This is a genomic window from Bradyrhizobium sp. 41S5 (assembly GCF_011516665.3).
Classification (GTDB): Bacteria; Pseudomonadota; Alphaproteobacteria; order Rhizobiales; family Xanthobacteraceae; genus Bradyrhizobium; species Bradyrhizobium quebecense.
Map to the genome: position 1 here is coordinate 3,722,825 of NZ_CP083721.1, position 19,357 is coordinate 3,742,181.

The following is a 19,357-nucleotide window of genomic DNA, read 5'->3' on the forward strand; positions in this document are numbered from 1 at the left end:
TCGCTCGAAAACGCTCCTGCTGATCACGCCTCTACGCCCTGTCTGCGGCGTGCGGACGTTGCTGGAAGTGATTGGCGGACCGTGTCGCTGACGCTGCCTGCGGGCGGTGCAGCCGGCGCAGCGTGCCCCGGCCGAGATAGCCGAGGAAGCGCGCCCAGCGCTGGGCCTGCCAGTAGGGCCCGCTGCCGATCGACACCTCGCGGAAGTTGAATGCCTTGGCATTCGACCAGGCGTCGCACTCCGTCTTGACCGGATCGTCGTAGAACGCCGTGATCTTCTCCTCGCCCATCCCGTCGGTCGCAAGCCAGGCCGGGATATGGACGTTGCAGAGCTGGGACACGTCGGTGAACACCTTGTCGGTCCCGGTGCCGGTGACGGGGCAGGTGCTGGCGAAGGCGTCGCCGACCAGCACGACGCCGGCCTGCCGATAGCCGGTGCTGACATAGACGTCGGCGGGCCTGATCTTGATGTCGCCGGCGACATCGAACTCACCGGTGAGCCGGCGCAGCCGCGGCAGCGCCGCGTTGAGCGTCTCGACCGGATTGCGCCGCATCGCCCGCAGCCACGGATCGTCGGCCGGGCGGTAGGTGAACAGGTTGGCGCGCATCCGGTTTCCGACCGGAAACAGCGTGATGTAGGGGATGCGGTCGCTCGGCCGCTCCGAAAAGTAGGTCATGGCCGCGAACGGGAAGGCGGGGCGGCCGACGGGGACGAAATCGAAGCCGATCGAGATCGAGTGGCAGAAGCTGGTCACCAGCCGCTCGATACCGAGCATCCGGCGCAGCCCGACATTCAGGCCGTTGGCGAGCACCACGAGGCGCGCCGAGATTTCCTCGCCGCCCGAAAGCACCAAGCGCTGCCGCTCGGAGCTGGTCGCGACATTGACGACCTTGTCGCGGATGAATTCGGCCGGCCCGGCGATCTCGGCCCGGATCGCAGTGATCAGCGCGTCGTACATGAGACCGTATTGCCGGCTCGGCTGCCGGTCGAGCAGACGGCCGAATCGCGCGATCCAGTTCTCGCCGTCGAGCGTCGCCGAAAGCAGCACGGATTCGGCAATCCCGGTCCGGGCGAATCGCGCGAGCTGCAGGTCGCCGCCGATCTTTTCGACGCGGAAGTCGAACGGATAGACCTGATGGGGGTCGATCAGGACGGTCGGTATCCCGGCACGGCCGAGCATGGCGGCCGCGGTCGAGCCCGCAAGACCTCCGCCGATGATCGCGATGTCGGTGTACCGCATGACGTTTTCCGTGGCCGTAGACCGCAATTTTTGCGCTGCGAATGGCAAATAAAGGCTTAGTTTCGAAATTGGCCTTCGGGTCCAAGTTGGGGAGAATTGTTTCCAATCATATTGTACCCGGATATAATGTGATTCCGCTGGCGTACCGGAGATTCGGATTGAGGCGAGGGGAGGCGTGAAGGCTGTCACATTTCATCGCTCGGCGAGGCGCCGCGAAATGCGAAATCTGCAAGCGCCAGAGGCGTTTCTTTGCTTGTCGTTTTGCTTGACTTCACTATCTCTCGCTTATACAAGGCGCTCACTTAACGACAGGCGGTGAGCTACGCCAGCGTCGGAACGGAACACCCCAAAGCCCTTTTTCAGGCGCCGGACGGGCACCAACCTCGACGAATGCCGCTCAAACGCTGTCGATGATAGCTAGGCAATGCCAGGACGATTTTAGTTCTCTTGAGCGCGTCCTCTTGAGAGTGAATTCGGATGCATGACCTCGGTGGCGGACCGAACAGCGAACGCTGAACGGTTCGGAATCGCGGTCCTCTGTGGCGTCGATGCGCTTTCCGCTCAGTGATGAGTGGTTGGCGCGATTTCGCTTTGCGCGGGTGTTTGTTCCGCGTCGGGCGGGCCGTACGGGACGGCTAGTCCTGAGAAGAAATTTGCGGAGCCATTCAAGGTTTCCGCGCGAACTAAAGGGTGAAGGCTGCATGCCGACGATCAACCAGCTGATCGCAAAACCACGTGAAGTGCAGAAGTCGCGCAAGAAGGTGCCGGCGCTGCAGCAGTCGCCGCAGAAGCGCGGCGTGTGCACGCGCGTCTACACCACGACCCCGAAGAAGCCGAACTCGGCGCTTCGTAAGGTCGCCAAGGTGCGCCTGACCAACGGCTTCGAGGTGATCGGCTACATCCCGGGTGAAGGCCATAACCTGCAGGAGCACTCGGTGGTCATGATCCGCGGCGGCCGCGTCAAGGACTTGCCCGGCGTGCGCTACCACATCCTCCGTGGCGTGCTGGATACCCAGGGCGTCAAGAACCGTAAGCAGCGTCGTTCGAAGTACGGCGCGAAGCGTCCGAAGTAAGCGGGAAACGATCAGATGTCGCGTCGCCATTCTGCTGAGAAGCGTGAAGTTCTTCCGGATCCGAAGTTCGGGAACGTCATCATTACGAAGTTCATGAACTCGGTGATGTACGCCGGGAAGAAGTCGGTCGCCGAAAACATCGTCTACGGTGCGCTCGGCATGATCGAGGCCAAGACCAAGCAGCCGCCGCTCGGCGTGTTCGAGCAGGCGCTTGAGAATGTGATGCCGACCATCGAGGTTCGTTCCCGCCGCGTCGGCGGCGCGACCTACCAGGTGCCGGTGGAAGTCCGCTCGGTGCGCCGTCAGGCGCTCGGCATCCGCTGGCTGATCTCGGCCGCCCGTGAGCGCAACGAGAAGACCATGACGGAGCGTCTGTCGGCGGAGCTGCTCGACGCCTCGAACAATCGCGGCAACGCCGTCAAGAAGCGTGAAGACGTGCACCGGATGGCGGAAGCCAACCGCGCCTTCTCGCACTATCGCTGGTAAGGCGATCAACGGAATTTAAGGAACAGTCTCATGCCCCGCCAACATGCCATCGAGGACTACCGCAACTTCGGTATCATGGCGCATATCGACGCCGGCAAGACCACGACCACCGAGCGCATCCTGTATTACACCGGCAAGAGCCACAAGATCGGCGAAGTGCACGAAGGTGCCGCGACGATGGACTGGATGGAGCAGGAGCAGGAGCGTGGCATCACGATCACTTCGGCTGCGACCACCGCGTTCTGGAACGGCAAGCGCCTGAACATCATCGACACCCCCGGCCACGTCGACTTCACCATTGAAGTCGAGCGTTCGCTGCGCGTGCTCGACGGCGCCGTTTGCGTTCTCGACTCCAATCAGGGCGTCGAGCCGCAGACCGAGACCGTCTGGCGTCAGGGCGACAAGTACAAGGTTCCGCGCATCGTCTTCGCCAACAAGATGGACAAGACCGGTGCCGACTTCTTCAAGTGTCTGTCTGACATCGTCGACCGCCTCGGCGCCAAGCCGATCGCGATCCAGCTGCCGATCGGTGCCGAGAACAACTTCAAGGGTCTCGTCGACCTCGTGAAGATGAAGGGCATCGTCTGGAACGATGAGTCGCTCGGCGCCAAGTTCGACTATGTCGACATCCCGGAAGACCTGGTCGAGCAGGCCAAGGAATATCGCGAGAAGATGGTGGAAGCCGCCGTCGAGCTCGACGACGATGCTTTGGCTGCCTTCCTCGACGGCAAGGAGCCGGACGAGGCGACCCTGAAGCGCCTGATCCGCAAGGCCGTGCTGACCGGCGCGTTCTATCCGGTGCTGTGCGGCTCCGCGTTCAAGAACAAGGGCGTGCAGCCGCTGCTCGACGCCGTCGTCGACTACCTGCCGTCGCCGATCGACGTGCCCGCGATCAAGGGCACCGATGAGGACGGCAACGAAGTCGTGCGCCATGCGGACGACAAGGAGCCGCTGGCTCTGCTCGCGTTCAAGATCATGGACGACCCCTTCGTCGGCACCATCACCTTCTGCCGCATCTATTCGGGCATCCTGCAGTCGGGCACCGGCGTGGTGAACTCGACCCGTGAGAAGAAAGAGCGCATCGGCCGCATGCTGCTGATGCATGCGAACAACCGCGAAGACATCAAGGAAGCCTATGCCGGCGACATCGTCGCGCTGGCTGGCCTGAAGGAAGCGCGCACCGGTGACACGCTGTGCGATCCCGACAAGCCGGTCATCCTCGAGAAGATGGAATTCCCGGAGCCGGTGATCGAGATCGCGATCGAGCCGAAGTCGAAGGCCGACCAGGAAAAGCTCGGCGTGGCGCTTGCCAAGCTCGCCGCGGAGGATCCGTCGTTCCGCGTGTCGACCGACCAGGAGTCCGGCCAGACCATTCTCAAGGGCATGGGCGAACTGCATCTCGACATCAAGGTCGACATTCTCAAGCGCACCTACAAGGTCGATGCCAACATCGGCGCGCCGCAGGTGGCGTTCCGCGAGCGCGTGACCAAGAAGGCCGAGGTCAAGTACACGCACAAGAAGCAGACCGGCGGTACCGGTCAGTTTGCCGAAGTGTCGATCGTCGTCGAGCCGAACGAGCCCGGCAAGGGCTATGAGTTCGAATCGAAGATCGTCGGCGGTGCGGTGCCGAAGGAATACATCCCCGGCGTCGAAAAGGGCCTCAACAGCGTGATGGGCTCCGGCGTCGTTGCCGGCTTCCCGGTGGTGGACGTCAAGGTGCAACTGGTCGACGGCAAGTATCACGACGTCGACTCGTCGGCGCTGGCGTTCGAAATCGCGTCGCGGGCTGCGTTCCGCGAGGCGCTGACGAAGGGCAAGTCCGTTCTGCTCGAGCCGATCATGAAGGTCGAGGTGGTGACCCCGGAAGACTACACCGGTTCGGTCATCGGCGATTTGAATTCGCGGCGCGGCCAGATCCAGGGTCAAGACATGCGCGGCAACGCCAACGTCATCAATGCGATGGTGCCGCTCATGAACATGTTCGGTTACGTGAACAACCTGCGCTCGATGAGCCAGGGGCGCGCGACCTTCACAATGCAGTTCGATCACTACGCCGAAGCTCCGGCGAACGTGTCGGCTGAAGTCCAGAAGAAGTTTGCCTGATTGTCGTTGATGGCAGTCAACGATTGAACGGAGAGTCAAATGGCCAAAGCTAAATTCGAACGTAACAAGCCCCACTGCAACATCGGCACCATCGGTCACGTCGACCATGGCAAGACCTCGCTGACCGCAGCGATCACCAAGGTGCTCGCAGAAACCGGCGGCGCGACGTTCACCGCCTACGACCAGATCGACAAGGCGCCGGAAGAGAAGGCGCGCGGCATCACGATCTCGACCGCTCACGTCGAGTACGAGACGAAGAACCGCCACTACGCTCACGTCGACTGCCCCGGCCACGCCGACTACGTGAAGAACATGATCACCGGTGCTGCCCAGATGGACGGCGCGATCCTGGTCGTGTCGGCTGCTGACGGCCCGATGCCGCAGACCCGCGAGCACATCCTGCTCGCCCGCCAGGTCGGCGTGCCCGCGCTCGTCGTGTTCCTCAACAAGTGCGACATGGTCGACGATCCGGAGCTGCTCGAGCTCGTCGAGCTCGAAGTCCGCGAGTTGCTCTCGAGGTACGAATTCCCGGGCGACACGATCCCGATCATCAAGGGCTCGGCGCTCGCCGCCCTCGAAGACAAGGACAAGAAGCTCGGCCACGACGCCATCCTCGAGCTGATGAAGAATGTCGACGAGTACATTCCGCAGCCGGAGCGTCCGATCGACCAGCCGTTCCTGATGCCGGTTGAAGACGTGTTCTCGATCTCGGGCCGCGGCACCGTCGTCACCGGCCGTGTCGAGCGCGGCATCATCAAGGTCGGCGAGGAAATCGAAATCGTCGGTATCCGCGACACCCAGAAGACCATCGTCACCGGCGTCGAAATGTTCCGCAAGCTGCTCGATCAGGGCCAGGCCGGCGACAACATCGGTGCGCTGCTCCGCGGCACCAAGCGCGAGGAAGTCGAGCGTGGCCAGGTGCTGTGCAAGCCCGGTTCGGTCAAGCCGCACACCAAGTTCAAGGCTGAGGCTTACATCCTCACCAAGGAAGAGGGCGGCCGTCATACCCCGTTCTTCACCAACTACCGTCCGCAGTTCTACTTCCGCACCACCGACGTGACCGGTGTCGTGCACCTGCCCGAAGGCACCGAGATGGTGATGCCGGGCGACAACATCGCGATGGAAGTGCACCTGATCGTGCCGATCGCGATGGAAGAGAAGCTGCGCTTCGCGATCCGCGAAGGCGGCCGCACCGTCGGCGCCGGCGTCGTCGCCGCCATCATCGAGTAAGGGTGGATCAGTCAGTTTGCAGCGGGTGGGTTCGCCCACCCGCCGCTCACCACTCGCTATTCGCTAATTGAGCGACGAAGAAAGAGATACGGCAATGAACGGCCAAAACATTCGCATCCGTCTCAAGGCGTTCGACCATCGAATCCTCGATACGTCGACCCGTGAGATCGTGAACACGGCGAAGCGCACCGGTGCGCAGGTTCGCGGACCGATTCCGCTGCCGACCCGCATCGAGAAGTTCACCGTCAACCGTTCGCCGCACGTTGACAAGAAGAGCCGCGAGCAATTCGAGATGCGCACTCACAAGCGCCTCCTCGACATTGTCGACCCGACCCCGCAGACCGTCGATGCGCTGATGAAGCTCGACCTGGCCGCCGGTGTCGACGTCGAGATCAAGCTCTAAGGTTTTGGATTTTTACGTCCGCCGCTTGCGGACAGAAAGACAGGAAGCACGCCGATGCGCTCCGGAGTGATCGCACAAAAGGTCGGGATGACGCGGGTCTTTACGGAGACCGGCGAGCATATCCCTGTGACCGTGCTGAAGTTGGGCAACTGCCAGGTGCTGGGCCACCGCACGACCGAGAAGAACGGCTATGTCGCTCTTCAGCTCGGCTCGGGCGCCCGCAAGACGGTGTACATGCCGAAGGCCGAACGCGGCCAGTTCGCGGTCGCCAAGGTCGAGCCGAAGCGCAAGGTCGCCGAGTTCCGCGTGTCCGAGGACGCGCTGATCCCGGTCGGCGCGGAGATCCAGGCGGACCATTTCGTGGTCGGCCAGTTTGTCGACGTGACCGGCACCTCGATCGGTAAGGGCTTCGCCGGCGGCATGAAGCGCTGGAACTTCGGCGGTCTGCGCGCCACCCACGGCGTGTCGGTCTCGCACCGCTCGATCGGTTCGACCGGTGGTCGTCAGGATCCCGGCAAAACCTTCAAGAACAAGAAGATGCCCGGTCACATGGGCGTCGACCGCATCACCACGCTCAATCTGCGCGTGGTATCGACCGACGTCGAGCGCGGCCTGATCCTCGTCGAAGGCGCCGTTCCCGGCTCCAAGGGCGGCTGGATCTCGGTGCGCGACGCCGTCAAGAAGCCGCTGCCGAAGGAAGCCCCGAAGCCCGGCAAGTTCAAGGTCGCCGGCGGTGAAGCTACCGAGGCTGTAGCCGAGAAGGAGGGCGTGTGAGATGGAACTGAAAGTCACCACCCTTGAAGGCAAGGACGCCGGCTCGGTTCAGCTGTCGGACGAGATCTTTGGTCTCGAGCCGCGCAAGGACATCATCCAGCGTTGCGTGCAGTGGCAGCTCAACAAGCGCCAGGCCGGCACCCACAAGGCCCAGGGCCGCGCCGACGTCTGGCGCACCGGCAAGAAGATGTACAAGCAGAAGGGCACCGGCGGCGCCCGTCACGGCTCGGCCCGCGTGCCGCAGTTCCGCGGCGGTGGCCGTGCATTCGGTCCGGTGGTTCGCTCCCATGCGACCGACCTGCCGAAGAAGGTGCGCGCGCTCGCGCTGAAGCATGCGCTGTCGGCCAAGGCCAAGGACGGCGGGCTGATCGTGATCGACAATGCGCAGCTCGAGGCCGCCAAGACCAAGGCACTGCTCGGTCACTTCTCGGGCCTCGGCCTGACCAACGCGCTGATCATCGACGGTGCGGAGCTGCACAACGGTTTCGCGACCGCGGCCCGCAACATCCCGAACATCGACGTGCTGCCGATCCAGGGCATCAACGTCTACGACATTCTCCGCCGCCACAAGCTGGTGCTGACCAAGGCTGCGGTTGATGCGCTGGAGGCGCGCTTCAAATGAAGAACATCGATCCGCGCCACTACGACGTCATCATCTCGCCGGTCGTGACGGAAAAGGCGACGCTCGCCTCCGAGCACAACAAGGTGCTGTTCAAGGTCGCCGGCAAGGCGACCAAGCCGCAGATCAAGGAAGCGGTCGAGAAGCTGTTCGACGTCAAGGTGAAGAGCGTCAACACTCTCGTTCGCAAGGGCAAGACCAAGGTGTTCCGCGGCAATCTCGGCTCGCAGTCGGACTCCAAGCGCGCGATCGTGACCCTTGAAGAGGGCCACCGCATCGACGTGACTACCGGACTATAAGGCGCAACGACGATGGCATTGAAAACCTACAATCCCACGACGCCGGGCCAGCGCCAGCTGGTCATGGTCGATCGTTCGGCGCTCTACAAGGGCAAGCCGGTGAAGACCCTGACCGAGGGCAAGCTCGGCAATGGCGGTCGCAACAACACCGGTCGCATCACCGTGCGTTTCCGCGGCGGCGGCCACAAGAAGGCCTACCGCACCGTCGACTTCCGCCGCGACAAGGTGGACATGCCGGCGGTCGTGGAGCGGCTCGAGTACGATCCGAACCGCACCGCGTTCATCGCGCTGATCAAGTATCAGGACGGCGAGCTGGCCTACATCCTGGCGCCGCAGCGTCTGGCGGCGGGCGACACCGTCGTCGCCGGCAACTATGTCGACGTGAAGCCGGGCAACGTCATGCCGCTCGGCAACATGCCGGTCGGCACGATCGTGCACAACATCGAGCTGAAGATCGGCAAGGGCGGCCAGCTGGCGCGCTCCGCCGGCACCTATGCCCAGATCGTCGGCCGCGACCAGGACTACGTGATCGTCCGCCTGAATTCGGGCGAGCAGCGTCTCGTGCACGGCCGCTGCCGCGGCACGATCGGCGCGGTCTCGAACCCCGATCACATGAACATCTCGATCGGCAAGGCCGGTCGTACCCGCTGGCTCGGCTGGCGTCCGCACAACCGCGGCGTCGTCATGAACCCGATCGATCACCCGCACGGCGGTGGTGAAGGTCGTACCTCGGGCGGCCGCCACCCGGTTACTCCGTGGGGCAAGCCGACCAAGGGCAAGAAGACCCGCACCAACAAGTCGACCAACAAATTCATTCTCCTCAGCCGCCACAAGCGGAAGAAGTAAGGAACGCCGGACATGGTTCGTTCAGTCTGGAAAGGCCCGTTCGTCGAGGGTTCTCTGCTCAAGAAGGCAGATGCCGCGCGCGCGTCCGGCCGTCACGACGTCATCAAGATCTGGAGCCGTCGCTCCACCATCCTGCCGCAGTTCGTCGGCCTGACCTTCGGTGTCTACAACGGCCAGAAGCATGTGCCGGTGGCGATCAACGAGGAAATGGTGGGTCACAAGTTCGGCGAGTTCTCGCCGACCCGGACCTTCCACGGCCACTCGGGCGACAAGAAAGCCAAGAAGGCTTGAGGAATAGACGATGAGCAAACCAAAGCGCGAACGTAGCCTCGCGGACAATGAGGCCAAGGCCGTCGCCCGCATGCTGCGCGTCAGCCCGCAGAAGCTCAACCTGGTGGCGCAGCTGATCCGCGGCCGCAAGGCATCGGCTGCGCTCGCCGACCTGCAGTTCTCGCGCAAGCGGATCGCGGTCGACGTCAAGAAGTGCCTGGAATCGGCGATCGCGAACGCCGAGAACAACCATGACCTCGATGTCGACGATCTCGTCGTTGCCGAGGCGCATGTCGGCAATGGCATCGTGATGAAGCGTTTTGCTCCGCGCGGCCGTGGCCGTTCGGGCCGTGTGTTCAAACCGTTCTCGCACCTGACCATCGTGGTTCGTCAGGTCGAGGCCGAGGCAAGCGCCTAAGAAGGGCGCAGGAGAAGACGATGGGTCAAAAGATCAATCCAATCGGGCTGCGTCTCGGCATCAACCGGACCTGGGACTCCCGTTGGTTCGCCGGCAAGCAGGAATACGGCAAGCTCCTGCACGAGGACGTCAAGATCCGCGAGATCCTGCACAAGGAGCTCAAGCAGGCGGCTGTCGCCCGCATCGTGATCGAGCGCCCGCACAAGAAGTGCCGCGTGACGATCCACTCGGCCCGTCCGGGTGTCGTGATCGGCAAGAAGGGCGCCGACATCGACAAGCTGCGCAAAAAGGTCGCCGACATCACCTCGTCGGACGTCGTGATCAACATCGTCGAAATCCGCAAGCCGGAGCTCGACGCGACCCTGGTCGCTGAATCGATCGCCCAGCAGCTCGAGCGCCGCGTTGCGTTCCGCCGCGCCATGAAGCGCGCCGTGCAGTCGGCGATGCGTCTCGGTGCCGAGGGCATCCGCATCAACTGCTCGGGCCGTCTCGGCGGCGCCGAAATCGCGCGCATGGAGTGGTATCGCGAAGGTCGCGTGCCGCTGCACACGCTGCGCGCCGACGTCGACTACGGCGTTGCCACCGCGTTCACGACCTTCGGCACCTGCGGCGTCAAGGTCTGGATCTTCAAGGGCGAGATCCTCGAGCACGATCCGATGGCCCAGGACAAGAAGATGGCCGAGGGCGACAACACGCCGCGTTCGCGCCGCGACGCCGCTTGAGGCAAAGCAGGAATTTGAGGGCTTAAAGCCATGATGCAACCTAAGAAGACGAAGTTCCGGAAGGCGCATAAGGGCCGTATCCACGGCGTTGCGACCTCTGGCGCGACGTTGGCGTTCGGCCAGTTCGGCCTGAAGGCGATGGAGCCTGAGCGCGTCACCGCCCGTCAGATCGAAGCCGCCCGCCGCGCGCTGACCCGTCACATGAAGCGCGCCGGCCGCGTCTGGATCCGGGTGTTCCCGGACGTGCCGGTGTCGAAGAAGCCCGCCGAAGTCCGCATGGGCTCCGGCAAGGGTGCGCCGGAATTGTGGGTGGTCCGGATCAAGCCGGGCCGCGTGATGTTCGAAATCGACGGCGTGCCGGTGCAGACCGCCAAGGAGGCGCTGTCGCTCGCCGCCGCCAAGCTGCCGATCAAGACGCGCTTCGTTGCGCGCATTGCGGAGTAATCGCCATGGCCGAGATGAAAGTTGAAGACATTCGCGCGATGAGCGACGACCAGCGGGAAGACGCGGTCCTGAACCTGAAGAAGGAACGCTTCAACCTGCGTTTCCAGCGCGCCACCGGGCAGCTGGAGAACACGTCGCGGATGCGGGAAGCCCGCCGCGATATCGCTCGTATCAAGACCATCGCCGCGCAGCTGCGCGCGAAGAAGAAGTAAGGGGCCAGCTATGCCGAAACGTACTCTGCAGGGCGTGGTCGTGAGCGACAAGCAAGCCAAGACCGTGGTGGTGCGCGTCGATCGCCGCTTCACCCACCCGATCTACAAGAAGACGATCCGCCGTTCCAAGAACTACCACGCGCACGACGAGGACAATCAGTTCAAGCCGGGCGACATGGTCTGGATCGAGGAATCGAAGCCGATCTCGAAGCTGAAGCGCTGGACCGTGGTCCGGGGCGAACACAAGAAAACGGCCTGATTACTTCGGCCTGGCCGAAGACATTCAGGGAAATTTTGGGCGCGCTAAAGCGCAGAAAGAGGACGAGGTGCATCAATGATTCAGATGCAGACCAACCTCGACGTGGCCGATAATTCAGGCGCACGCCGTGTCATGTGCATCAAGGTTCTTGGAGGTTCCAAGCGCCGCTATGCCACCGTGGGCGACGTTATCGTTGTGTCGATCAAGGAAGCCATTCCGCGTGGCAAGGTGAAGAAGGGCGACGTGATGAAGGCCGTCGTGGTCCGGGTCCGCAAGGACATCCGCCGCGCCGACGGTTCGGTCATCCGTTTCGACCGCAACGCCGCCGTGCTCATCAACAATCAGTCCGAGCCGGTCGGCACCCGTATCTTCGGGCCGGTGCCGCGCGAGCTGCGCGCCAAGAACCACATGAAGATCATTTCGCTTGCGCCGGAGGTGCTGTGATGGCTGCCAAGATCCGCAAGGGCGACAAGGTGATGGTGCTCACCGGCCGCGACAAGGGTCGCACCGGCGAGGTGTTCGAGGTGCGTCCGGACGAGAACAAGGCTCTCGTTCGCGGCATCAACATGGTGAAGCGTCACCAGAAGCAGAGCCAGACCCAGGAAGGCGGCATCATCTCCAAGGAGATGCCGATCGACCTGTCCAACATTGCGTATGTCGGCAAAGACGGAAAGCCGACCCGCATTGGGTTCAAGATTCATGCCGATGGCAAGAAGGTTCGTGTTGCCAAGAGCTCGGGAGCAGAGATCGATGGCTGAGACAGCTTACACGCCGCGCCTGCGCGCGGAGTATGACAAGAAGATCCGCGGCATGATGACCGAGAAGTTCGGTTATGCCAACGTGATGCAGGTGCCGCGCCTCGACAAGGTCGTGCTCAACATGGGCGTCGGCGATTCCGTCAACGACCGCAAGAAGGCCGAGACTGCCGCTGCCGAGCTGAGCCAGATCGCCGGCCAGAAGGCGATCGTGACCTATTCGCGGATCGCGATCGCGACCTTCAAGCTGCGTGAGAACCAGCCGATCGGCTGCAAGGTCACGCTGCGCAAGACCCATATGTACGAGTTCATCGACCGCCTGGTGAACGTGGCGCTGCCCCGCGTCCGTGACTTCCGCGGCCTGAACCCGAAGAGCTTCGACGGCCGCGGCAACTATTCGCTCGGCATCAAGGAGCACATCATTTTCCCCGAGATCGACTTCGACAAGGTCTCGGAAGCGCGTGGCATGGACATCACGGTGTGCACCACCGCCAAGACCGACGACGAGGCGCGTGCCTTGTTGGCCGCTTTCAATTTCCCGTTCCGGCAGTGAGTAGCTGAGCCAAAGCCACTCAAACGCGGATACCCAGGAGCCAAGCATGGCAAAGAAGAGTTCGATCGAGAAGAATAACCGGCGCAAGCGGATGGCGAAGAACGCTGCCCCGCAGCGCGAAAAGCTGAAGGCGATCATCGCCGACAAGACCAGGCCGATGGAAGAGCGCTTCGCGGCGACGCTGAAGCTCGCCGAGATGCCGCGCAACTCGTCGCCGACGCGCATCCGCAACCGTTGCGAGCTGACCGGGCGTCCGCGCTCGATCTATCGCAAGAACAAGCTCTCGCGCATCGCGCTGCGTGAACTCGGCTCCAAGGGCCTGGTTCCGGGCCTCGTGAAGTCGAGCTGGTAAGGGGAGGGTCGGAACAATGTCTACGCACGATCCGATCAGCGATCTCATCACCCGCATCCGCAACGCGCAGATGCGTTCGAAGTCCAAGGTCTCGAGCCCCGGCTCGAAGATGCGCGCCAACGTGCTCGAAGTGCTGAAGTCCGAGGGCTACATCCGCGGCTACGCCAGCGTCGAGCATGCCTCGGGCCGCAGCGAGCTCGAGATCGAGCTGAAATATTTCGACGGCGAGCCCGTCATCCGCGAGATCGAGCGGGTGTCGAAGCCGGGCCGCCGCGTTTACGCATCGGTGAAGAACCTGCCGCGCGTGAACAACGGTCTCGGCATTTCGGTGTTGTCGACGCCGAAGGGAATCATGGCTGACCACGAGGCGCGCGACGCCAACGTGGGCGGCGAAGTTCTCTTCACGGTGTTCTGAGGAAGGATTTTACGATGTCACGTATCGGCAAAAGGCCGGTGGCGATCCCGTCGGGTGTGACGGCAAGCGTCGAGGGCCAGACGGTGAAGGTGAAGGGGCCGAAGGGCCAGCTTCAGTTCGTCGTGCATGACGACGTCGAGGTGAAGTTCGAGAACGGCCAGGTCAAGGTCGCTCCGCGCGTCAAGACCAACCGCGCGCAGGCGATGTACGGCACCGCGCGCGCGCAGGTCGCCAACCTCGTCGAGGGGGTCACGAAGGGCTTCGAGAAGAAGCTCGAGATCACCGGCGTCGGCTACCGCGCCGCGATGCAGGGCAAGAACCTGCAGCTCGCGCTCGGCTACAGCCACGACGTGGTCTACGCGATCCCGGAAGGCATCACCATCGCGGTGCCGAAGCCGACCGAGATCACGATCACCGGCAACGATCCGCAGCGCGTCGGCCAGGTCGCCGCCGAGATCCGCGCCTACCGTCCGCCGGAGCCCTACAAGGGCAAGGGCGTGAAGTACGCCAACGAATTCATCTTCCGCAAGGAAGGCAAGAAGAAGTAACGGAGCCGGTCATGTCACTCAAGGTTACGAATGCCCGGCGCAAGCAGCGCGTCCGCCTTGCGCTTCGCCGCTCGGCAGGCGGCCGTCCGCGGCTGTCGGTGTTCCGCTCGTCCAAGCACATCTACGCCCAGGTCATCGACGACCAGAAGGGCGAGACGCTCGCGTCCGCCTCGTCGCTGGAGAAGAACCTGCGCGACGCCGGCAAGACCGGCGCCGACATCGATGCGGCGAAGGCCGTCGGCAAGCTGCTGGCGGAACGCGCGGCGCAGAAGGGTGTCAAGGAAGTCGTGTTCGATCGCGGCGCCTACATCTATCACGGGCGCGTCAAGGCGCTCGCGGACGCGGCGCGCGAAGGCGGATTGAGCTTCTAAACGAATCGAACGATTACCGGGATAGAGGCGTCAGGCCTCCTAGAGATTGGAAAACACCATGGCAGGTGAACGCGAACGCGGCGGACGCGAACGGAGCAGGGATCGCGAGGAGCGCGACAGCGAGTTCGTCGACAAGCTCGTCCACATCAATCGCGTGGCGAAGGTCGTCAAGGGCGGCAAGCGCTTCGGCTTTGCGGCGCTGGTCGTGATCGGCGATCAGAAGGGCCGGGTCGGTTTCGGCCACGGCAAGGCGCGCGAAGTTCCGGAAGCGATCCGCAAGGCGACCGAATCGGCGAAGCGCAACCTGACGCGGGTCGCGCTGCGCGAAGGCCGCACGCTGCATCACGACATCGCCGGCCGTCACGGCGCCGGCCGCGTCTATCTGCGTGCCGCTCCGGCCGGTACCGGCATCATCGCTGGCGGCCCGATGCGTGCGGTGTTCGAGACGCTCGGCATCCAGGACGTGGTGGCGAAGTCGATCGGCTCGTCGAATCCCTACAACATGGTTCGCGCGACTTTCGACGCGCTGAAGCATCAGGATTCGCCGCGCTCGGTGGCTGCGCGCCGCAACATCAAGGTCTCCACCCTGCAGTCGCGCCGCGTCGGCGGTGACGCCGAAGTGGTGGCGGAATAACAACGCGCGCTTCTCGAAGCGCTATTCGGAGTTACTGTCATGGCCAAGGCCAACAATCAGGCCAGCAAGACCATCAAGGTCGAGCAGATCGGCAGCGCAATCCGCCGCCATCACTCGCAGCGTTCGACGCTGATCGGCCTCAAGCTCAACAAGATCGGCCGGGTTGCCGAGCTGCAGGATACCCCTGAAGTTCGCGGCATGATCAGCAAAGTTCAGCATCTCGTCCGCGTCGTCGGCGAGTAAGCAGAGATAAGGAGAAGGGCGATGAAGCTCAGCGATATCGCCGACAACGCCGGCTCGCGCAAGAAGCGCATGCGTGTCGGCCGTGGCATCGGTTCCGGCAAGGGCAAGACCTCGGGCCGCGGCGGCAAGGGCCAGACCGCGCGTTCGGGCGTCCGCATCAAGGGTTTCGAAGGCGGCCAGATGCCGTTGCATCGCCGTCTGCCGAAGCGCGGCTTCAACAACATCTTCCGGCTCGACTTCGCCGAGATCAATCTCGACCGTCTGCAGGAAGCGATCGACAACAAGCTGGTCGATGCGAGCGCGACGGTGAACGTCGAGTCGCTGGTGAAGGCCGGCGTGCTGCGCCGCGCCAAGGACGGCCTGCGGCTGCTCGGCCGCGGCGAGATCAAGACCAAGCTGACCATCGAGGCGCACGGCGCTTCCAAGTCGGCCATTGCTGCGGTCGAGAAGGCCGGCGGCTCGGTCAAGATCCTGGCCCCCGCCAAGGACGAAGGCGAGGCGGCGTAACATCTGCGTCATTGCCCGCGGCCTGCGCGGGCAATCCGCAGATCGAATGATGGACTTATCGAGGCCGAGCACCAGATAATGTCCGGTGTCTGCCGATGGCCCCGAGAGAACTAGTTTCTTGGGGGCGTCGGCGAAGCGGGCTCCGGGAGAAAGCCGAACATGGTCTCAGCAGCCGAACAACTTGCCGCAAACCTCAATTTCGGACAGCTGGCGAAAGCCGACGAGCTGAAGAAGCGCATCTGGTTCACCCTGGGTGCGCTGCTTGTTTATCGGCTGGGCACCTATATCCCGCTGCCGGGCATCGATCCCAACATCTGGGAGCAGGTGTTTCGCAGCCAGTCCGGCGGCATCCTCGGCATGTTCAACATGTTCGCCGGCGGCGGCATCCACCGCATGGCGATCTTTGCGCTGAACATCATGCCGTACATCTCGGCATCGATCATCGTGCAGCTGCTGACCACCGTGTCGCCGCAGCTCGAGGCGCTCAAGAAGGAAGGCGAGGCGGGCCGCAAGACGCTGAACCAGTACACCCGCTATCTGACGGTGATCCTGGCGCTGTTCCAGTCCTACGGCATTGCGATCGGCCTCGAAGGCGCCGGCAACGTCGTCAGCGACCCCGGCATGTTCTTCCGGATCTCGACCGCGATCACGCTGACCGGCGGCACCATGTTCCTGATGTGGCTCGGCGAGCAGATCACCTCGCGCGGCATCGGCAACGGTATCTCGCTGATCATCCTGTCCGGCATCGTCGCCGAGCTGCCGTCGGCGCTCGCCAACATGCTGGAACTCGGCCGCCAGGGCGCGATGTCGACCGGCCTGATCCTGATCGTCATCGTGATGGCGGTCGCCGTGATCGCCTTCATCGTGTTCATGGAGCGTGCGCAGCGCCGGCTGCTGATTCAGTATCCGAAGCGCCAGGTCGGCAACAAGATGTTCGAGGGCCAGTCCTCGCATCTGCCGCTCAAGCTCAACACCTCGGGCGTGATTCCGCCGATCTTCGCCTCGTCGCTGCTGCTGCTGCCGACCACGGTTGCGAACTTCAACGCCGGCAAGGGGCCGGAGTGGTTCCAGTGGCTCACCACCCAGCTCAGCCATGGCCGGCCGCTGTTCCTGCTCTTGTATCTCGCGCTGATCGTGTTCTTCGCGTTCTTCTACACCGCGATCGTGTTCAACCCGACCGAGACCGCCGACAATCTGAAGAAGCATGGCGGCTTCATCCCGGGCATCCGGCCCGGTGAGCGCACCGCCGAATACATCGACTACGTGCTGTCGCGCATCACGGTGCTCGGTGCGATCTATCTCGCGATCGTCTGCCTGATCCCCGAAATTCTGATTTCCTACGCCTCGGTCCCATTCTACTTTGGTGGCACCTCGCTTTTGATCGTCGTCAGTGTAACGATGGATACGGTGTCGCAGGTTCAGGGCTATCTGCTCGCCCATCAGTATGAAGGGCTGATCAGGAAGTCGAAGCTCAGGGGAGGCCGCCGCCGCTGATCGCGGCGCGGCTCCAAACTCAAAACACAGGTGTGCGGACTTCGCCACCTAGCCGGGGGGCGAAACAGATATGAGATTGATCCTTTTAGGGCCGCCGGGCTCGGGCAAGGGAACCCAGGCGCAGCGGCTGGTGCACCGGCATGGCATCGTTCAGCTCTCGACCGGCGAGATGCTGCGCGCTGCCGCTGCCGCTGGCACCCCGGTCGGCTTGCAGGCCAAGGAGATCATGGCCAATGGCGGCCTGGTTCCCGACGAGGTCGTGGTCGGAATCATCGCCGACCGGATCGAGGAGCCTGATGCGAAGAAGGGCTTCATTCTCGACGGTTTCCCGCGCACCGTGCCGCAGGCGGAGGCGCTCGACGAGCTGCTCCGGAAAAGGCACCTCAAGCTCGATGCCGTCGTCGAACTGCGCGTCAACGAGAGTGCGCTGCTCGCCCGCGTCGAGAAGCGTGCCGAGGAAACCCGCGCGCGCGGCGAGGAAGTGCGCCTCGACGATACGCCGGAAGTGCTGACCAGGCGCCTGGCGCAGTACCGCTCGCTGACGGAACCTCTGATTCACTATTATTCGGAGCGGCGGAAGCTTCTGACGGTCGATGGCATGATGACCATTGAGCACGTCACGCGCGAGATCAACCGGATCCTGAGCGCACTCGGCGCGCTGGAACCGAAGGAGCACGAGGAGCCCAAGAGCGCCTCGAAGGCGTCCAAGACGGCTAAGAAGACTGCGAAAAGGGCGACCAAGAAGGCCGCCGAATCGGCCAAAAAAGCCGCCAAGCCGGCCCGGAAGGGGGCCAAGGCGGCCTCAAAGCTGGTCTCCAAGGCCAAAGCTGCCAAGAAAACTACCAAGAAAACTACCAAGAAAACGGCGAAGCAACCGGCCAGGAAGACCGTGAAGAAGGCCGCAAGGCAGGCCGCCCGTACCGCGAATGCCCGGAAGGGGGCAAAGGCCGCCAAAAAGGCAGCAAAAAGGCTCACGAAAAAGCGAGCTAAACGCTAGGAGCGGTTGACGAAACCGACATGAATCCTTTAATAAGCCCCGCATCCAAGTTGGATAGTTTTATGACGATGCCGGGCCCCGAAGGACATCAGGGGAAGGGCGTCGTGTTCGCGTTTGTGGACACAAGCCCGCAGAGAGCAAGAACTTGAGAAGCCCGCATCCGTGATGGAGCGGCGACAGGAGAGAAGTCCGTGGCCCGTATTGCCGGCGTCAATATTCCTACCAACAAGCGCGTGCTGATCGCGCTTCAGTACATCCATGGTATCGGCCAGAAGAACGCGGCCGACATCATCGAGAAGGTCAAGATTCCGGCGGACCGTCGTGTCAGCCAGTTGACCGACCAGGAGGTCCTGCAGATCCGCGAAGTCATCGACCGCGACTATCTGGTCGAGGGCGATCTCCGTCGCGAGGTCGGCATCAACATCAAGCGGCTGATGGACCTCGGCTGCTATCGCGGCCTGCGCCATCGCCGTGGTCTGCCGGTGCGCGGCCAGCGCACCCACACCAATGCGCGCACGCGCAAGGGCCCGGCCAAGGCAATCGCCGGCAAGAAGAAGTAAGTTTCGCGATTGCATGTGGGGAGTAGCGAATCAAAATTCGCTGCTCGCCATTTGCGTTTTGAGGTGTAGCCGCTGGCACTACGGCGGCGTTGAGATCACAGGAAAGGTTTGAAATGGGCAAGGAAGCCACCCGCGTACGCCGCCGCGAACGCAAGAACATCGCCTCCGGCATCGCGCACGTGAATTCGTCGTTCAACAACACGACCATCACCATCACCGACGCGCAGGGCAACACCATCGCCTGGTCGTCGGCTGGCACGATGGGCTTCAAGGGCTCGCGCAAGTCGACCCCCTATGCCGCGCAGGTCGCGGCCGAAGACGTCTCCAAGAAGGCGCAGGAACACGGCATGCGCACGCTGGAGGTGGAAGTGGCCGGCCCGGGTTCGGGCCGTGAGTCGGCGCTCCGTGCGCTGCAGGCTGCGGGCTTCACCGTCACCTCGATCCGCGACGTGACCACGATCCCGCACAATGGCTGCCGTCCGCGCAAGCGTCGGCGCGTCTGATCTGTAAATCGCGGGCGGCGTCTAGCC

At 63.2% G+C, this 19,357-nt stretch carries 30 protein-coding genes; 29 read left to right on the plus strand and 1 reads right to left on the minus strand.

The window, feature by feature from the left end:
- Positions 1 to 31: 31 nt before the first annotated feature.
- Positions 32 to 1,240 carry an FAD-dependent oxidoreductase gene (locus HAP47_RS17615; protein ID WP_173637161.1) on the minus strand — a complete coding sequence of 403 codons (1,209 nt, stop codon included), beginning with the start codon at positions 1,238 to 1,240 and terminating at the stop codon, positions 32 to 34.
- A gap of 701 nt (positions 1,241 to 1,941) precedes the next feature.
- Between HAP47_RS17615 and rpsL the strand changes: the two genes are divergently transcribed.
- The 29 genes from rpsL (at position 1,942) to rpsK (ending at position 19,330) form a co-directional block, all read left to right on the plus strand.
- A complete protein-coding gene (rpsL, locus tag HAP47_RS17620; RefSeq protein WP_028168167.1) occupies positions 1,942 to 2,313 on the plus strand; it encodes a 30S ribosomal protein S12 in 372 nt (123 codons plus the stop codon).
- A gap of 15 nt (positions 2,314 to 2,328) precedes the next feature.
- On the plus strand, positions 2,329 to 2,799 hold the full coding sequence (gene rpsG, locus HAP47_RS17625; RefSeq protein ID WP_050402248.1) for a 30S ribosomal protein S7: 471 nt from the start codon (positions 2,329 to 2,331) through the stop codon (positions 2,797 to 2,799).
- 30 nt (positions 2,800 to 2,829) lie between these two features.
- Positions 2,830 to 4,902 carry an elongation factor G gene (gene fusA / locus HAP47_RS17630; RefSeq protein ID WP_173637160.1) on the plus strand — a complete coding sequence of 691 codons (2,073 nt, stop codon included), beginning with the start codon at positions 2,830 to 2,832 and terminating at the stop codon, positions 4,900 to 4,902.
- Between the two features lie 39 nt (positions 4,903 to 4,941).
- Positions 4,942 to 6,132 (plus strand): elongation factor Tu, encoded by a 1,191-nt coding sequence (tuf, locus tag HAP47_RS17635; RefSeq protein WP_173637159.1) that lies wholly within the window; start codon positions 4,942 to 4,944, stop codon positions 6,130 to 6,132.
- A 94-nt stretch (positions 6,133 to 6,226) separates the two neighbouring features.
- A complete protein-coding gene (gene rpsJ, locus HAP47_RS17640) occupies positions 6,227 to 6,535 on the plus strand; it encodes a 30S ribosomal protein S10 (RefSeq protein WP_002712302.1) in 309 nt (102 codons plus the stop codon).
- 54 nt (positions 6,536 to 6,589) lie between these two features.
- Positions 6,590 to 7,309, plus strand: coding sequence for a 50S ribosomal protein L3 (gene rplC / locus HAP47_RS17645; RefSeq protein ID WP_092114994.1), 720 nt, complete (start codon positions 6,590 to 6,592; stop codon positions 7,307 to 7,309).
- 1 nt (position 7,310) lies between these two features.
- Positions 7,311 to 7,931, plus strand: coding sequence for a 50S ribosomal protein L4 (gene rplD, locus HAP47_RS17650; protein ID WP_173637158.1), 621 nt, complete (start codon positions 7,311 to 7,313; stop codon positions 7,929 to 7,931).
- On the plus strand, positions 7,928 to 8,227 hold the full coding sequence (locus tag HAP47_RS17655) for a 50S ribosomal protein L23 (RefSeq protein ID WP_029081770.1): 300 nt from the start codon (positions 7,928 to 7,930) through the stop codon (positions 8,225 to 8,227). Before rplD ends, HAP47_RS17655 begins: the two co-directional genes overlap by 4 nt.
- Before the next feature lie 12 nt (positions 8,228 to 8,239).
- Positions 8,240 to 9,073, plus strand: a complete 834-nt coding sequence (rplB, locus tag HAP47_RS17660; RefSeq protein ID WP_021081655.1) for a 50S ribosomal protein L2 — start codon at positions 8,240 to 8,242, stop codon at positions 9,071 to 9,073.
- A gap of 12 nt (positions 9,074 to 9,085) precedes the next feature.
- A complete protein-coding gene (gene rpsS / locus HAP47_RS17665) occupies positions 9,086 to 9,364 on the plus strand; it encodes a 30S ribosomal protein S19 (protein WP_018272137.1) in 279 nt (92 codons plus the stop codon).
- Positions 9,365 to 9,374: 10 nt separating this feature from the next.
- A complete protein-coding gene (gene rplV, locus HAP47_RS17670) occupies positions 9,375 to 9,761 on the plus strand; it encodes a 50S ribosomal protein L22 (protein WP_018272136.1) in 387 nt (128 codons plus the stop codon).
- 20 nt (positions 9,762 to 9,781) lie between these two features.
- Positions 9,782 to 10,483 (plus strand): 30S ribosomal protein S3, encoded by a 702-nt coding sequence (gene rpsC, locus HAP47_RS17675; RefSeq protein WP_018272135.1) that lies wholly within the window; start codon positions 9,782 to 9,784, stop codon positions 10,481 to 10,483.
- 30 nt (positions 10,484 to 10,513) lie between these two features.
- Positions 10,514 to 10,927 carry a 50S ribosomal protein L16 gene (rplP, locus tag HAP47_RS17680; protein ID WP_016843752.1) on the plus strand — a complete coding sequence of 138 codons (414 nt, stop codon included), beginning with the start codon at positions 10,514 to 10,516 and terminating at the stop codon, positions 10,925 to 10,927.
- 5 nt (positions 10,928 to 10,932) lie between these two features.
- The gene (gene rpmC, locus HAP47_RS17685; RefSeq protein ID WP_021081654.1) at positions 10,933 to 11,139 is read left to right on the plus strand and encodes a 50S ribosomal protein L29; all 207 of its coding nucleotides are present in this window, start codon (positions 10,933 to 10,935) and stop codon (positions 11,137 to 11,139) included.
- 10 nt (positions 11,140 to 11,149) lie between these two features.
- The gene (gene rpsQ, locus HAP47_RS17690) at positions 11,150 to 11,398 is read left to right on the plus strand and encodes a 30S ribosomal protein S17 (protein WP_092114991.1); all 249 of its coding nucleotides are present in this window, start codon (positions 11,150 to 11,152) and stop codon (positions 11,396 to 11,398) included.
- 75 nt (positions 11,399 to 11,473) lie between these two features.
- Entirely contained in the window at positions 11,474 to 11,842 is a 369-nt protein-coding gene (gene rplN / locus HAP47_RS17695) for a 50S ribosomal protein L14 (protein WP_011473865.1), read from the plus strand.
- A complete protein-coding gene (rplX, locus tag HAP47_RS17700) occupies positions 11,842 to 12,156 on the plus strand; it encodes a 50S ribosomal protein L24 (RefSeq protein ID WP_173637157.1) in 315 nt (104 codons plus the stop codon). The genes rplN and rplX overlap by 1 nt, the downstream gene beginning before the upstream one ends.
- Positions 12,149 to 12,706: a 50S ribosomal protein L5 gene (gene rplE / locus HAP47_RS17705; RefSeq protein WP_173637156.1), complete on the plus strand. Its 558-nt coding sequence runs from the start codon at positions 12,149 to 12,151 to the stop codon at positions 12,704 to 12,706. The genes rplX and rplE overlap by 8 nt, the downstream gene beginning before the upstream one ends.
- 46 nt (positions 12,707 to 12,752) lie before the next feature.
- Positions 12,753 to 13,058 carry a 30S ribosomal protein S14 gene (gene rpsN / locus HAP47_RS17710; RefSeq protein ID WP_173637155.1) on the plus strand — a complete coding sequence of 102 codons (306 nt, stop codon included), beginning with the start codon at positions 12,753 to 12,755 and terminating at the stop codon, positions 13,056 to 13,058.
- Between the two features lie 16 nt (positions 13,059 to 13,074).
- Complete coding sequence (gene rpsH, locus HAP47_RS17715; protein WP_021081651.1) at positions 13,075 to 13,473, plus strand: 30S ribosomal protein S8; 399 nt, start codon at positions 13,075 to 13,077, stop codon at positions 13,471 to 13,473.
- Positions 13,474 to 13,487: 14 nt separating this feature from the next.
- Complete coding sequence (gene rplF, locus HAP47_RS17720) at positions 13,488 to 14,021, plus strand: 50S ribosomal protein L6 (RefSeq protein WP_092114986.1); 534 nt, start codon at positions 13,488 to 13,490, stop codon at positions 14,019 to 14,021.
- Positions 14,022 to 14,032: 11 nt separating this feature from the next.
- On the plus strand, positions 14,033 to 14,392 hold the full coding sequence (gene rplR, locus HAP47_RS17725; RefSeq protein WP_029081760.1) for a 50S ribosomal protein L18: 360 nt from the start codon (positions 14,033 to 14,035) through the stop codon (positions 14,390 to 14,392).
- A gap of 58 nt (positions 14,393 to 14,450) precedes the next feature.
- The gene (gene rpsE / locus HAP47_RS17730; RefSeq protein WP_028349043.1) at positions 14,451 to 15,026 is read left to right on the plus strand and encodes a 30S ribosomal protein S5; all 576 of its coding nucleotides are present in this window, start codon (positions 14,451 to 14,453) and stop codon (positions 15,024 to 15,026) included.
- Between the two features lie 39 nt (positions 15,027 to 15,065).
- Positions 15,066 to 15,269, plus strand: a complete 204-nt coding sequence (rpmD, locus tag HAP47_RS17735) for a 50S ribosomal protein L30 (RefSeq protein WP_173637154.1) — start codon at positions 15,066 to 15,068, stop codon at positions 15,267 to 15,269.
- Positions 15,270 to 15,290: 21 nt separating this feature from the next.
- Entirely contained in the window at positions 15,291 to 15,776 is a 486-nt protein-coding gene (gene rplO, locus HAP47_RS17740; protein ID WP_173637153.1) for a 50S ribosomal protein L15, read from the plus strand.
- Positions 15,777 to 15,935: 159 nt separating this feature from the next.
- Complete coding sequence (gene secY, locus HAP47_RS17745) at positions 15,936 to 17,270, plus strand: preprotein translocase subunit SecY (RefSeq protein ID WP_024578584.1); 1,335 nt, start codon at positions 15,936 to 15,938, stop codon at positions 17,268 to 17,270.
- A gap of 70 nt (positions 17,271 to 17,340) precedes the next feature.
- Complete coding sequence (locus HAP47_RS17750; protein WP_173637152.1) at positions 17,341 to 18,267, plus strand: adenylate kinase; 927 nt, start codon at positions 17,341 to 17,343, stop codon at positions 18,265 to 18,267.
- A gap of 191 nt (positions 18,268 to 18,458) precedes the next feature.
- Positions 18,459 to 18,827, plus strand: a complete 369-nt coding sequence (rpsM, locus tag HAP47_RS17755; RefSeq protein WP_173637151.1) for a 30S ribosomal protein S13 — start codon at positions 18,459 to 18,461, stop codon at positions 18,825 to 18,827.
- Positions 18,828 to 18,940: 113 nt separating this feature from the next.
- Positions 18,941 to 19,330, plus strand: coding sequence for a 30S ribosomal protein S11 (gene rpsK, locus HAP47_RS17760; protein WP_006021048.1), 390 nt, complete (start codon positions 18,941 to 18,943; stop codon positions 19,328 to 19,330).
- Positions 19,331 to 19,357: the final 27 nt, after the last annotated feature.